Annotated in this window: 8 protein-coding genes; 5 read left to right on the forward strand and 3 right to left on the reverse strand. The window is 38.2% G+C overall.

Annotation, left to right across the window (positions count from 1 at the left end):
* Positions 1 to 59: 59 nt before the first annotated feature.
* Positions 60 to 164 carry a tryptophanase leader peptide gene (gene tnaC, locus PH4a_RS18460; RefSeq protein ID WP_129037440.1) on the reverse strand — a complete coding sequence of 35 codons (105 nt, stop codon included), beginning with the start codon at positions 162 to 164 and terminating at the stop codon, positions 60 to 62.
* 852 nt (positions 165 to 1,016) lie between these two features.
* On the opposite strand from tnaC, the gene PH4a_RS02245 reads away from it, so the two are divergent.
* The 4 genes from PH4a_RS02245 (at position 1,017) to cueR (ending at position 10,808) form a co-directional block, all read left to right on the forward strand.
* Positions 1,017 to 2,702: a ShlB/FhaC/HecB family hemolysin secretion/activation protein gene (locus PH4a_RS02245; protein ID WP_129037442.1), complete on the forward strand. Its 1,686-nt coding sequence runs from the start codon at positions 1,017 to 1,019 to the stop codon at positions 2,700 to 2,702.
* A gap of 33 nt (positions 2,703 to 2,735) precedes the next feature.
* Positions 2,736 to 7,469 carry a calcium-independent hemolysin HpmA gene (hpmA, locus tag PH4a_RS02250; RefSeq protein ID WP_129037444.1) on the forward strand — a complete coding sequence of 1,578 codons (4,734 nt, stop codon included), beginning with the start codon at positions 2,736 to 2,738 and terminating at the stop codon, positions 7,467 to 7,469.
* A gap of 294 nt (positions 7,470 to 7,763) precedes the next feature.
* Positions 7,764 to 10,256 carry a heavy metal translocating P-type ATPase gene (locus PH4a_RS02255; protein WP_129037446.1) on the forward strand — a complete coding sequence of 831 codons (2,493 nt, stop codon included), beginning with the start codon at positions 7,764 to 7,766 and terminating at the stop codon, positions 10,254 to 10,256.
* Positions 10,257 to 10,358: 102 nt separating this feature from the next.
* On the forward strand, positions 10,359 to 10,808 hold the full coding sequence (gene cueR / locus PH4a_RS02260; RefSeq protein ID WP_129037448.1) for a Cu(I)-responsive transcriptional regulator: 450 nt from the start codon (positions 10,359 to 10,361) through the stop codon (positions 10,806 to 10,808).
* Between the two features lie 106 nt (positions 10,809 to 10,914).
* Here cueR and secA read toward each other — a convergent pair whose 3' ends face one another.
* Together secA and secM are read right to left on the reverse strand one after the other, a co-directional pair.
* Complete coding sequence (gene secA / locus PH4a_RS02265) at positions 10,915 to 13,623, reverse strand: preprotein translocase subunit SecA (protein ID WP_129037450.1); 2,709 nt, start codon at positions 13,621 to 13,623, stop codon at positions 10,915 to 10,917.
* Between the two features lie 78 nt (positions 13,624 to 13,701).
* Positions 13,702 to 14,229, reverse strand: coding sequence for a secA translation cis-regulator SecM (gene secM, locus PH4a_RS02270; RefSeq protein WP_064720734.1), 528 nt, complete (start codon positions 14,227 to 14,229; stop codon positions 13,702 to 13,704).
* 56 nt (positions 14,230 to 14,285) lie between these two features.
* Here secM and PH4a_RS02275 point away from each other — a divergent pair, with 56 nt between their 5' ends.
* Entirely contained in the window at positions 14,286 to 14,804 is a 519-nt protein-coding gene (locus tag PH4a_RS02275; RefSeq protein WP_129037452.1) for a DUF721 domain-containing protein, read from the forward strand.
* Positions 14,805 to 14,829 lie beyond the last annotated feature (25 nt).

Below are 14,829 nucleotides of genomic sequence, written 5' to 3' on the forward strand. Positions count from 1 at the left end.
CCGTTTTAAATAAACGGAAAAGAATTATTAAATAAAATTAGATATGTATAGAAAAGGGATTATTTTTTAGGAAAGAAGAAGGCGAGTTCAGAGTCAATATTAAACCATTTCTTCAATCTGAAGAAACCTCTTAATATTATCAATACATTAAATGATGAGAACATACTTTCACCCTTCTAGTCAGGAAATAGTACAATTTACACACTAGTTTATATAACAGTTAGCATCGTTCAGTAATATAACAATAGTATAAATTGGATAATAATCACACTATTTAGCTTTTATTATAAATTAACGTGATGATCATCACTTACTTTAAATAATAACAAACTAATTTTTATTATTTAAAGTTTTTTTGATAAACCATTATAATACTACATGTATATAAATACTTTATTTTCATTTTATGAAATAACTAAAATATTTTTCCCATTAAATCTAACTATGGTAAATAAATTGGGCTCCATTTATTTTCTATCAATTTATATGTTTAATAAACTTAGATTTTACAATGATACTTTTATTCAGTTTTAATAGATAAAAATTCAAAATTTATTATTATCATATTACAACATAAATAAACACACTCACAACAAATGAAAAGTCATTATCATCTTAATTAAATTAAAACCTCTGTTAAAAGAACAATTCTATCATCATAAAATATGCTCACAAATTATGAGCATATAAAGAACAACATTAACTTATCTCTAATAAAAACATCAAAAATAAAATCATAAACATAAACATATAAATCAATGTGTTACATATTTTATCATAAAAATCCGCACTAATAATCAACATTATCACCTCAGTACATTTGATTTATGTCGATATTAAAAACCAAAATAATAAATAATTTATCTTTATTTCCTTAATTTTTAATTTCTTTTCATCTTAAGAGTAACAGGTGTTTATTATTTTAATTTTAAAGATAATATAAAAACATTAATTAATTCTTTTTATATTTAAGCAATATTATTTAATCTAAATTAATACCTTTATAATGAGGTAAAATGAGAAAAAAAGTTATTTTATTAACACTCTTAAGTGGATTTTCAACCAGTGGATTAACAGCAAATGATATTGGCTATATGGGGTCAATAAGTGAATCACGACGAGCATTGCAAGATAGTCAACGTGAAATTAATCAACTTATTGAACAAAACCGTTATCAACAACTTCAAGAAAATGCACTTGAAACCTCATCAACGCCCACACTTATAACTGAGTCAGATAATTGTCTGCCGATAAATGGTGTCTATATTCAAGGTATTACATTATTAAGTGAAACTGATCTCGATTCATTATCGTCTTTACCAGAACAGTGTATTAAAAGTGTTCATGTTAATCGTTTAGTTAAAGAACTAACACAGCATTATCTACAACGTGGCTATATCACAGCCCGAGTGCAATTTTTACGCCCTAATGAAAATCAAGAATTGGGTTTGTATGTTATTGAAGGCTTTGTTGAACGTATAGAAGGGAGTGATCGAGGTGTCAATACTACCCTCTTATTCCCTCGTATTGAAGGTCAACCACTCACTCTTTCAGTATTAGATCAAGGGCTTGATCAGGCAAACCGCCTGCAATCCAATAAAGTAAAATTGGATATATTACCTGGAACCCGATTGGGTGGTTCAGTTATTCAATTATCAAATCAACGCCAAACACCGTGGCATTTAAATGTATCTACAGATAACTATGGCCAGAAAAATTCGGGTCGTTGGTTAGTTCGTACTAATGCGAGTTTAGATAGCCCATTGGGGTTATCTGACTTTGTTAGTTTTAATGCCAATATCACAACGGATAATCCCAATACCCGTTTTAATCGCTCTTATACCCTACTTTACTCATTACCTTATGGTGGCTTTACTTTTAGTACCTTTGGCAGTTATTCAGAATATGAGTTCCACCAGCAACTTCAAACGAGAACTGTACGTTTACATGGTGATACCACACAAATAGGGGTAAGAGGCGATTACGTTCTATATCGCAATCAAAAACAGATAGATACCTTTAATATGCAGGCAACTCACAAGCGTATTCGTAACTATTTTAGCCAAATACGTCTTGATCTTAGTAGTCCTGCATTAACAACTGTTGAATTAGGGATCAACCATTTACACATCATCCCTAATGGGGTTGTGAGTGTTAATCTCAGCGTAGAAAAAGCCGTTGGTTGGTTTGGCGCTGATAGCTCTCCAAATATTGCTAATGGCAATAACAATGATTACCGCTTTACAAAAGTAAAGCTATTTGCCAATTGGCAGCAACGATTTTCATTGTTGGATTCTACATTTCTATTCAATAGTGTCGTTATTGGTCAGTACAGCCCCGACACTCTGCCTGGTATTGAATGGCTGAGTTTGACAGATAAAAGCGCCATTCGAGGCTTTGATCAAAGCACTCTCTCTGGTGATAACGGCGGCTATTTACGTAATTCACTTTCTTATCCTTATCGCATTAACACCTTCGCAATCACGCCTCGAATTGGCTTAGATGCTGGCCGTGTTCAACAACATGGCAATTTTGAAGGATGGCGAAGTGGTTATGGCATCAGTTCAGGTATTAATTTTCAGTATCGCCAAGCGCAATTAGATGTGGAGGTCGCCAAAGGCCATCTGCTCTATGCCCAATCAAATTCCAATAAAACCAAAGACCCTACTCAAGTGCTAGTTAGATTTTCATATTTATTTTGATTCACACTTATAGCAATAAATGGAGATAACTCAATGAAATCACAAAACTTCAAGCTTTCTCCTTCGGGTAGGCTTGCTGCATCTTTAGCGATCATTTTTGTATCACTAAATGCATACGCTGGCGGTATTGTTCCAGACTCTGGTAATCAAGGACCAAATGTTTCTTCGGTCAATGGTGGTACCCAAGTCATTAATATTGTCACACCTAACAACGAAGGTATTTCTCATAACCAATATCAAGATTTTAATGTTGGTAAACCTGGTGCTGTTTTTAACAATGCGTTAGAAGCTGGTCAATCTCAACTTGCAGGTCAATTAAATGCCAACAATAATTTAAATGGTCAAGCAGCATCGTTGATCCTCAACGAAGTCGTTAGCCGTAACCCTTCGTTTTTATTAGGTCAACAAGAAGTTTTTGGTATCGCAGCTGAATATGTTCTTTCTAACCCAAATGGTATCACTTGTGATGGTTGTGGGTTTATCAATACCAGTCGTTCTTCTTTAGTGGTTGGTAATCCACTCTTTGAAAATGGACATCTTTCTGGTTATAGCACACTCAACAATACCAATATGCTTTCTATTGGTAAAAATGGCTTAAATGCACCGGGTTTGTTAGATTTGATTGCTCCTCGTATTGATAGTAAAGGAAGGATCACTGCTGCTGAGATTTCTGCTTTAACAGGGCAAAATACTTTTTCTCAGCGTTTCGATATTCTCTCATCGCAAAAACCCACGTCAGCTTTAGATAGCTATTTCTTTGGTAGTATGCAATCAGGACGTATTCGAATTATCAATACGGCAGAAGGTAGTGGTGTTAAATTATCAGGGAAATTTATTGCGGATAATGAACTAAATGTCAGGGCAGATAATATCACCACTGATAGTCAAGTCCGTTATAACAATCACGATAAAGATGGTAGTGAGAACTATCAAAATTACCGTGGTGGTATCGCGGTAAACAATAGTGGCTCAAGTCAAACATTAACAAAAACTGAACTGAAAGGTAAAAATATCACGCTGGTTGCTAATAATAATAACCAGATTAAAGCCTCTGATTTAATGGGCGATGATATTTTACTGCAAGGTGCTAATTTAACCGTTGATGGCAAACAGCTTCAGCAAAAAGAGACCAATACTGATAATCGTTGGTTCTATTCTTGGCAATATGATGTCACTAATGAAAAAGAGCTCGTGCAACAAGTCGGCAGTCAGGTTGATGCTAAAAATAATGCCACACTTACCGCGACTAAAGGTGATGTTACTCTTGAAGGCGCTAAAGTCAGCGCAGGCAATACACTAGCGATTAATGCCAATAAAGACATTAATATTAATGGGTTAGTAGAGCAAGAAAACCGCAGTGAAAATGGCTATAAACGCAACCATACTTCTCGTTTAGAAACCGGAAGCTGGAGCAATAGCCATCAAACTGAAACCTTAAAAGCAAGTGAGTTGAGCGCAGGTAAAACACTTGGCTTAAATGCTGAAGGCTCGATTACTGCACAAGGTGCAAAACTTCACGCTAATGAGAATGTTGTTGTCAATGCAAAAGACAGCATTAATCTTAATGTTCAAAATACCAATAACGATAAAATCGTCACCGATAATCACGTTATTTGGGGGGGAATTGGTGGAGGAAATAACAAAAATAACAACAACAAACAGGAAGTAAGTCACTCGACTGAGCTTACTGCTGATGGCCAATTAGTCTTAGCAGCCGATAATAGTGTCAAAATTACGGGTAGCCAAGTTAAGGGTAATCAAGGTGCCTTTGTCAAAACAACTCAAGGCGATGTAGTTATTGATAATGCTATCAGCGAAACAATTACTAAAACCGATGAGCGTACTGGCACTGCCTTTAATATCACTAAAAACTCGCATAAAAATGAAACTAATCAGCAGCTATCAACAGGTAGTGAGTTAGTTTCTGATGCTGAACTAACAGTATTAAGTGGAAATGATGTCAATATTATCGGCAGCTTAATTAAGAGCGCTGATGAGTTAGGCATTCAATCTTTAGGCGATATTAATGTTAAGTCAGCTCAGCAAGTTGCAACAACTCATGATGAAAAAACATCATTAGAAATTACTGGGCACGCTAAAGAAGTTGAAGACAAGCAATATAGTGCAGGTTTTCATATCACTCATACATCCAATAAAAATAATAGCACAGAGACCGAACAAGTCGGCTCAACGCTCAGTGGCGGCAGTGTTAAAGTTCAAGCGGATAAAGACGTTACTTTTACCGGCTCTGACCTTACTACAACGGCTGGTAATGCTACCGTTTCTGGCGATAACGTTGCCTTTGTTTCTGCTGAAAATAAAAAACAATCTGACAGTACGGATACCACCATTTCTGGCGGTTTTAGCTATACCGGTGGTGTAGATAAAGTCGGAAGTAAAGCTGATTTCCAATATGACAAACAGCATACTGAAACTGATATAGTCAAAAATAAAGGCAGCGAAACGCATGTTGCGGGTGATTTAACGATTACTGCAAACAAAGATGTTACTCACCAAGGTGCAGCACATCACGTTGACGGTTCGTACAATGAATCGGGTGAAAATATCAATCACCTTGCTGTTAATGATAAAGCAACATCAAAAACTGACACACTAAATATTGGTGTTGATGTTGGTGTTAATTTGGATTACAGCGGTGTTACTCAACCGATTAAAAAAGCAGTAGAAGACGGTATTGAAACCGCTAAACCGGGTAACGATACGGATCCGAATAAAAAAATCACCGCTAAAGATGCCATTATGAATCTGGCTAATTTAGGTAATTTAGAAGCCCCTAATGTGGGTGTTGAAGTCGGTATTAAAGGCGGCGGTAGCGAGAAATCTCAAAGCGATAGCCAAGCAGTTTCTACTTCAATTACCGCCGGTAAAATCAATACCGATAGTAATAATACGCTGCATGATCAAGGTACTCAATATCAATCAACTCAAGGTGATATCTCACTGACAGCCAATTCTCATACCAGTGAAGCTGTTAGTAATCAGCACCAAGAGCGTGCTCATGAAACAACGGGTGGTGGTCAAGTTAGTGTTAGTACCAAAACAGGTACTGATGTCACTGTGGGCATTAAAGGTGAAGGTAAAACTAATGATAGCAGCTTAAGCATTACCAAAACCGAAGGTAGTCAGCTTAATTCTGCCGGTGGCATTAATATTAATGTACGTGAAGATGCCCATTATGAAGGGGCTAAATTTAATGCCGAAGGTGGAAAAACAGTTATTAATGCCGGTGGCGATTTAACCTTAGCTCAAGCAACAAATCAGCATTCTGAAAGTCAAGACAACGTAAATGGTAGTGCAAATCTAAAAGTGGGTACTACGCCAGATAGCAAAGATTATGGTGGCGGTTTTAAAGCCGGTGGTTCTCATCATCAAAAAGATCAATCAACCGCACAAGCGAGTTCTGTTAATGGTTCACAAGGTGTCGAATTAAACTCAGGCCATAACCTGACTTTACAGGGCACTTCATTAACTAGCGAACAAGATGTTTCATTAACAGCCAGTAATAAAGTTGATTTCCAAGCAACTGAGTCTCAACACACTGAAACAGGTAATAACTTATCCGGTGGCTTACAACTTGGTGGTGGCAAAAAAACCAGCGAGACCTCTTCGTCTATTAATGGCTTAGGTGGCGCTGAATTTGCTATTGGTAAACAAGATGAGAAAACCGTTTCGCCTGAAGGTGGTTCTATTAATAACCAAGGTGATTTAACCATCAATGGTAGTTCGGTTAATCTTCAAGGTACCCATGTTGATAGTAAAAATACTAATCTAACATCACAATCTGGTGATATCTCAATTACATCTGCTCAGTCTAGTGATTATAAGAGTAATTGGGGAACCGATATTTCCTTAAACGGAAAACAAACTAACACCACACCAAAAGAAGTAACAGAAGAGAAACCTGCAACCGCTATCCATGATTTCGGCGGAAAAGTCATGGTGAATGTTGAAGATCAACAAAAAACTTCACATCAAAATGCCACATTAGAAACAGGCACACTCACCATTAATAGTGATAAAAACCTCACGCTTTCTGGTGCAAATGTGTCTGCTGATAATATCACCGGTAATGTGGCTGGCGATTTAAATATTACTAGCCAAAAAGACAGTGATCGCCACGTTAATGTAGGTGTGAATGTCGGCTATAATCACACCAATGATCCTGAATCTAGCAAAGTAGATAAAACAGCTAAAGCAGGTGGATCATTATTAGAAAACACCATTAAAGAGACTATTGATTCTGGTATTAAATCAGCTACAGATGCGATTTCTAATAAATACGATTCTGTATCCACAACCATCGCAGATAAAGCCGGTATTAGTGGCGAAACCAAAGCCAAGATAGATAACGGTGTTAATTATGTTGGTAACGGCATTAAAAATATCGTCACAGGTGCCGAAGGTCATACCGCTAATGCCGATATTAAAGTATCGCATATTGATAATGATTCAGTGACCAACACAACCACACTTAATAGCCAAAAAGATATTTCATTAAATGTGGGTGGCAACACCATACTAACCGGTGCTGAAATTCATAGTCGCCAAGGTGAAGTTGATTTGGGTGGTAGTAATGTTCAACTGAAGAATATTGAAGGCCATCAATATGAAGCTGGTGTAGATCTTGATCTAAAATCTTCTGCTATTGATTTAGTTAAACAACTTGCAGGTGGTGATCTTTCATTAAAATCACCTGTTAAAGTTAACGAAACAGTGAATACAAAATCATCTATTTCTGAAAAGTAATAGATAACCAATAAAAGAGTAATGCCTATTCTTTTGTAAGCCAAACCCGCTTGTTAATCTAATAAGCGGGTTTTTTCGCTTTATTACTGAAAAAACGTTATTTGTCTATCATTTACACAGCACTAATCTATAAGCTAAACTTCAAACTTATTATTATCGATATGATTTTTAATATAATTTTTTAAAATTTAATATTAAAACCCGCCAAAAAGAAAAAATCGTTTAATCCTTGACCTTCCTCTAATGGTAAACCTTAAGCTTAATGCAATTACCCTATTTTAGAGGTGTGTTTACATGAATACTCATCCAACGTTGTCTTCTACAAATCGATTGAGTTTGCCTATTGAAGGTATGACTTGTGCTTCTTGTGTCGGTCGTGTCGAACGAGCACTCAATGCAGTACCAGAAATAACGACAGCAACCGTAAATCTTGCTACTGAACGTGCTGATATCGTTTTTTTAAGTACATCAAATCCTATCGTCGCAGCACAAGCCATTGAGAAATCAGGCTACAAAGTGCCTGAAGAAATTACAGAGTTAGCAATAGAAGAGATGACTTGTGCCTCTTGTGTCGGGCGTGTTGAAAAAGCATTAGCACAAATTCCTGGTGTATTAGAAGCGAATGTAAACCTTGCAACCGAACGCGCTCGTGTGCGCTATCTTGCGGGTGCGGTATCCATTACTGATCTGGAAGTTGCCGTGGTACAAGTGGGTTATAAATCTCGTCGCTTATCTGATGATCCTACTAATACAAACGATATAGACGCACAACGTCGTGAGCAAGATGAGCGCTCATTACGACGCGCATTATTTACCGCAGCTATATTTACCTTCCCCGTATTTATTATCGAAATGGGCTCACATTTTATTCCCGGCGTTCATTATTGGGTCACACAAACATTAGGACAGCAACTTAATTGGTATATCCAATTTGTTCTCGCCACTATTGTGATGTTTGGTCCTGGTTTACGATTCTTTCGTAAAGGGATCCCCGCATTATTGCGTGGTGCACCAGATATGAACTCTCTTGTATCGGTAGGTACTGCTGCGGCTTATGGCTATTCTATTGTCTCTACTTTTATTCCCCAAGTTTTGCCCGCAGGTACAGCTAACGTCTATTTTGAAGCCGCAGTAGTTATTGTCACATTGATTTTATTAGGCAGAACACTCGAAGCTAAGGCAAAAGGAAACACATCTCAAGCGATTAAACGCCTAATCGGACTTCAAGCTAAGACGGCACGAGTTGAGCGCAACGGCGAAACAATAGAGATCCCTCTTGATCAAGTTGTTATCGGAGATATTATTTTTGTTCGCCCTGGCGAGAAAATTCCTGTTGATGGTGAAATTATAGATGGTCGTTCGTATGTTGATGAGAGCATGATAACTGGCGAACCTATTCCCGCATCTAAAAATATGGGCGATGAAGTCGTTGGTGGCACTATTAATAAAACCGGTGCATTTAGCTTTAAAGTCACCAAAATTGGCTCAAATACCGTACTTGCGCAAATCATTCGATTAGTTGAAGAAGCACAAGGCTCTAAACTTCCCATTCAGGCGCTGGTTGATAAAGTCACCATGTGGTTTGTTCCTGTGGTTATGTTAGGCGCTACCCTCACCTTCTTTATTTGGTTAGTTTTTGGCTCAGAACCCGCTCTGACTTTTGCTCTGATTAATGCGGTCGCGGTGCTGATTATTGCTTGTCCTTGTGCAATGGGGCTTGCAACACCGACATCAATTATGGTTGGTACAGGTCGTGCTGCTGAATTAGGTATTCTTTTTCGTAAGGGCGAAGCACTACAAGCATTACGCGATGTCAATGTGGTGGCTCTTGATAAAACCGGTACCTTAACTAAAGGTCGCCCAGAGTTAACTGATTTAGTTCCTGCAAAAGGTTTTGAGTATACAGAAGTATTAAGCCTTGTGGCCGCGATTGAAACGTATTCTGAGCACCCTATTGCACAAGCGATAGTAAGCGCAGCAAAAGAGCAAAATTTAACGCTCGCTACCGTTGAAGATTTTAATTCTGTTCCCGGATTTGGTATCTCAGCAAAAGTAGGTGGTAGAACTGTTTCTGTTGGCGCAGATCGTTTTATGAAACAACTTGGTTTAGATGCCACAAGTTTATTATCAACAGCCAAGCGTCTTGGTGAGCAAGGAAAAAGCCCGCTGTATGCTGCAATTGATGGTCGTTTAGCCGCGATTATTGCTGTCGCTGACCCAATTAAAGAAACAACACCTGAAGCAATTAAAGCATTACATGCGCTGGGATTAAAAGTAGCGATGATAACGGGTGATAATGAAGCAACAGCACGAGCAATTGCGCAGCAACTTGGTATTGATGAAATTGCTGCTGAAGTGCTGCCCGATGGTAAAGTTGCAGCATTAAAACAGTTTCGTGATAAAGGTGCAAAAGTTGCTTTCGTTGGTGATGGTATTAATGATGCGCCAGCACTAGCAGAAGCTGATGTTGGGTTAGCGATAGGCACTGGCACAGATATCGCCATTGAAGCGGCTGATGTTGTGCTAATGTCAGGTGATTTACGCGGTGTGGTTGATGCTATCGCCTTAAGCCAAGCGACTATCCGTAATATTAAGCAAAATCTGTTTTGGGCTTTCGCTTACAACGCCCTATTGATCCCCATTGCAGCGGGGATGCTTTACCCTATCAATGGTATGTTACTTTCACCTATTTTCGCAGCAGCTGCGATGGCGCTTTCTAGTGTTTTTGTATTAGGTAATGCACTGAGATTAAAACGTTTTCAAGCACCAATGAAAACCCAAGAGTAGATGATTCGTTTCGCGTTAGAACCAGAATTAATGATAACTCGGGTTCTATTTTATAACGCTATACTTATACACATAGAGCTTATACTTTAAGGGGAAAACATCATGAATATTGGTCAAGCCGCTAAGCTATCGGGCATTACCGCTAAGATGATCCGTTATTATGAGCAGATCGGTTTAATTTCTAAGGCGATTCGCACTGACTCAGGCTATCGACATTACACCACTGATGATGTGGCTTGTTTTCGTTTTATTCGTCATGCGCGTGCTTTGGGGTTTTCTACAGAACAGATTTCAACACTGTTGTTGTTATGGAATAACGGCGAACGAGCCAGTGCGGATGTTAAACGCATCGCAATTTCCCATATTGAACAATTAAATAATAAAATTACTGAACTACAAAGAATGGCTAATACGTTAGAACATTTAGCAAAGAATTGCCAAGGTAACGATAATCCCGATTGTTCCATTATTTCAGGGCTAATAGAACCCCAAGAAAGTAATGAAAAAAATATCCCTAAACACACTCTTTCACATCTTCGCTCAGCATTTTAAAGACTGTTTATATGATATAAAAAAACCGCTTACAAATAACAATGTAAGCGGTTTTTATTTTCAGCACAGTAGAATATCTACTACATCGCATTCATTAGAGTTTAAATTAACCTAATTGGCCGTGGCAATGTTTGAATTTCTTACCAGAACCACAAGGGCAAGGTTCATTACGTCCTACTTTTTTACCTGCGGCAACTTGGCCATCTACCGCTGACATTTGCGATTCTTTAGTCACTTCATGGCTTAATTGTTGCTGTTTAGCTAAGCGTTCAGCTTCTTCACGACGGCGACGTTCTAGCTCTTCAACTTCTTCTGGTAAACGAACTTGTACTTTGCTTAGTGTGCTAATCACTTCATATTTCAGTGATTCCAGCATGCTCGCAAACATAGCGAAAGACTCACGTTTGTATTCTTGTTTTGGATCTTTTTGCGCATAACCACGTAAGTGAATACCTTGGCGTAAATAGTCCATTGCAGCCAAGTGCTCTTTCCACAGCGTATCTAGCGTTTGTAACATCACGCCCTTTTCAAAGTTACGCATCATTTCAGGGCTAACGATCTCTTCTTTCGTTTTATAAACTTCGATAGATTTTTCTAAAATACGCTCACGTAATGTTTCTTCATGTAGTTCAGGCTCTTTATCCAACCACTCTTTGATTGGTAAATCCAAATCAAAGTCTTTTTGTAAACATGCGGTTAAGCCTTCAATATCCCACATTTCTTCCAGTGATTGAGGTGGAATATAGTTATCAATCATGGTTTTGAAGACATCTTCACGAATACTATCGATAGTTTCACTAACATCAGCAACATCCAGCAATTCATTACGTTGCGTATAAATAGCACGACGTTGATCATTCGCTACGTCATCATATTCAAGTAACTGTTTACGAATATCAAAGTTACGGTTTTCAACTTTACGTTGCGCATTCGCTATCGCTTTAGTAACCCAAGGATGCTCAATTGCTTCAGTTTCATTCATACCTAATTTACGCATCATGCCTGAGACTTTGTCTGAAGCAAAAATACGCATTAAGGAGTCTTCCATTGATAAATAGAAGCGAGAAGAACCTTCATCCCCTTGACGACCTGCACGACCACGCAGCTGGTTATCGATACGGCGTGATTCATGACGCTCTGTACCAATAATATGTAAACCACCAGAAGCTAATACTGCGTCATGACGCTCCTTCCATCTTGCTTTAATTTCTTCGATTTGTTCTTCAGTAGGATCTTCAAGTTTAGCAACTTCAGTCTGCCAACTCCCTCCTAACACGATATCGGTACCACGACCTGCCATGTTAGTTGCGATAGTCACCGCCGCAGGTAAACCTGCGTTTGCAATAATATCCGCTTCCATTGCGTGGAATTTCGCATTCAGCACGTTGTGGTGAACATTAGCTTTTGTTAGCGCATTAGAAATTTCTTCTGATTTTTCTATCGAGATAGTACCAACCAGCACTGGCTGACCATTTTTAGTACGCTCACGAATATCTTCGATAATTGCAGCAAATTTACCTTGTTCATTCATATAAACTAAGTCAGGTAAATCTTTACGTACCATTGGGCGGTTAGTTGGAATAACAATAGTTTCTAATTTATAAATAGAGTTAAATTCAAATGCTTCGGTATCAGCAGTACCAGTCATCCCCGCTAATTTTTCATACAGGCGGAAATAGTTCTGGAAAGTAATAGAGGCGAGTGTTTGGTTTTCATTTTGAATTTTCACACCTTCTTTAGCTTCTACCGCTTGGTGTAAACCATCTGACCAACGACGGCCTTGCATTGTACGCCCAGTATGTTCGTCAACAATGATAACTTCACCATCTTTAACGATGTAGTCTACGTCTTTAGTAAATAATGCATGTGCACGTAATGCAGCCGTAACGTGGTGCATTAACATGATATTTGCTGGAGAATAAAGTGATTCTCCTTCCTTCATCATGCCTTCGTTAGCTAATAATTCTTCAATTTTAACCAGACCACGCTCAGTGATATTGACTTGGCGCGTTTTTTCATCAATAGAGAAATCGCCTTCACCTTGGAAGGTATCTGAATCTTCTTTCTCTTGTGGAACTAAATGAGGAATGATTTTATTCATCTGCTTATACAGTTCAGAGCTATCTTCAGCAGGTCCTGAAATAATCAATGGTGTACGTGCTTCATCAATTAAGATGGAGTCGACCTCATCCACTAATGCATAATGCAGTTTACGTTGAACACGCTCTTCTGGGCTAAATGCCATATTGTCACGAAGGTAGTCAAAACCAAATTCGTTATTTGTACCGTAGGTAATATCCGCACCGTAAGCTTGACGCTTAGCTGGTGGTGCCATATTCGGTAGGTTAATACCAACGCTTAAGCCTAAGAATTCAAATAGAGGACGGTTATTTTCCGCATCACGCTGTGCAAGGTAGTCATTGACGGTAACAACGTGAACACCTTTACCTGAAAGCGCATTTAAGTAAGCAGGTAGTGTTGCAGTTAATGTTTTACCTTCACCGGTACGCATTTCTGCAATACAACGCTCATTGAGTACCATACCGCCAATAAGCTGTACGTCAAAGTGACGCATACCAAATACTCGTTTACTTGCTTCACGTACTGTTGCGAACGCTTCAGGCAGAATATCTTCTTCTTTTTCACCGTTTTTCAGGCGCTCACGAAATTCTTGTGTTTTTGCTTGTAGCTCTTCATCAGTCAGTTTTTCAAATTCAGGTTCTAATTGATTGATTTGGTTAACTGCTTTACGCATACGACGGATAGAACGCTCATTACGGCTACCAAAAATTTTGGTTACAATTTTACCTAACATAAATAATTATTCTCAATTATGGCGTAGTGACGCCGAAAACAGCCTCTGTTCATACAGAGAATTAATAAAGCGAATAAATTAAGCTGTTAAGTAAGGTCCGGCACGGATCCCGCGAATTTGAGCGAGCCATAATCCAGTTCGATAGGAAGGCGTTATTTGCGCTAACGTATAGGTTGATAGCGGCAAATAAGTGAGTGTAACAGGAGGTGCATCCGTCAATAATGCATACAGAGTATCAAGCATAACCTCTGCAACATTAGAAACCGGAGACGGTTCATCTTTGGCTTTTACCGTCAATTCAGGAGAGCTAATGGTAAATGCAAAAGATAACTGTCGTATTACATTTTTAACAGCGTGCTGCTGCCAATAATTAAAGGTGAAGGATGATGCAGGATTCTGTACACTTTGACGTAAGAATAAATTATCAAACGCAATAAGCGCCTGACTTTGGCGATTTTGAGATGATGGTGTATCAGTTTGTTGCGGATTTTCAGCATGGGCTGACAACAGCGAAGGCATTCCAATACCTGCTGCTACCATTCCTAGAAGCAGATGCGACCAAAAATATCGTCTGCCAAATTGTCGCCAAAAATTTATAATACTCATTAACCTTCGTTTCTTTTTTTATTGTTACTTATTTATTTTTATTGGAGTCAAAATCTATGCGGGATAGTTACCCACAATCATTGGAAAAAATTCTTAACGAACTTGAAGGTTCCAATAAAAGCACTCTACAACTTATCCAGCAACGTGCAACCGTTTTACTAAAATTAAACCGTGCCGTAATTGCACTTTTGCCTGCCCCGTTACAAGATAAATGTCGGGTAGCTAATTATCGCAATGCTATTTTAATTATTGAAGTCATAAACGCAAGTTGGTTAACAAGATTGCGTTACGAAATTCCAGCTTTACTTTCAGCGTTGAGACAAGAAATTTTACCATCCTTATCCTCAATAGACATCAAAATAAATCCTAGTTTCAGAACAAAAGAGGAAAAAAGGCCTTTAATATCATCAATAAAAGAGCAAAATCCAAAAAACAGACGTCACTTGAGCTTAGAAAGCGCACAATCATTAAAGTATTTGGCTGAAAAAAGTCCGAAGAAATTAAGGGAAAAATTAGAACGGTTGGCTGCACTTGCCGGAGAGAGTACAAGTACAGCCAAAGATGACGTTAATTAGAAATAACTAACGTTCTTTCCTTTAC

The organism is Proteus hauseri, assembly GCF_004116975.1.
Classification (GTDB): domain Bacteria; phylum Pseudomonadota; class Gammaproteobacteria; order Enterobacterales; family Enterobacteriaceae; genus Proteus; species Proteus hauseri.

What these genes read in the sequence shown, in the direction of transcription:
- cueR (WP_129037448.1), top strand. Translation starts at nt 10,359, where the DNA reads ATGAATATTGGTCAAGCCGCTAAGCTATCGGGCATTACCGCTAAGATG.
- hpmA (WP_129037444.1), top strand. Translation starts at nt 2,736, where the DNA reads ATGAAATCACAAAACTTCAAGCTTTCTCCTTCGGGTAGGCTTGCTGCA.
- secA (WP_129037450.1), bottom strand. Translation starts at nt 13,623, where the DNA reads ATGTTAGGTAAAATTGTAACCAAAATTTTTGGTAGCCGTAATGAGCGT.
- secM (WP_064720734.1), bottom strand. Translation starts at nt 14,229, where the DNA reads ATGAGTATTATAAATTTTTGGCGACAATTTGGCAGACGATATTTTTGG.
- PH4a_RS02275 (WP_129037452.1), top strand. Translation starts at nt 14,286, where the DNA reads ATGCGGGATAGTTACCCACAATCATTGGAAAAAATTCTTAACGAACTT.
- PH4a_RS02255 (WP_129037446.1), top strand. Translation starts at nt 7,764, where the DNA reads ATGAATACTCATCCAACGTTGTCTTCTACAAATCGATTGAGTTTGCCT.
- tnaC (WP_129037440.1), bottom strand. Translation starts at nt 164, where the DNA reads ATGTTCTCATCATTTAATGTATTGATAATATTAAGAGGTTTCTTCAGA.
- PH4a_RS02245 (WP_129037442.1), top strand. Translation starts at nt 1,017, where the DNA reads ATGAGAAAAAAAGTTATTTTATTAACACTCTTAAGTGGATTTTCAACC.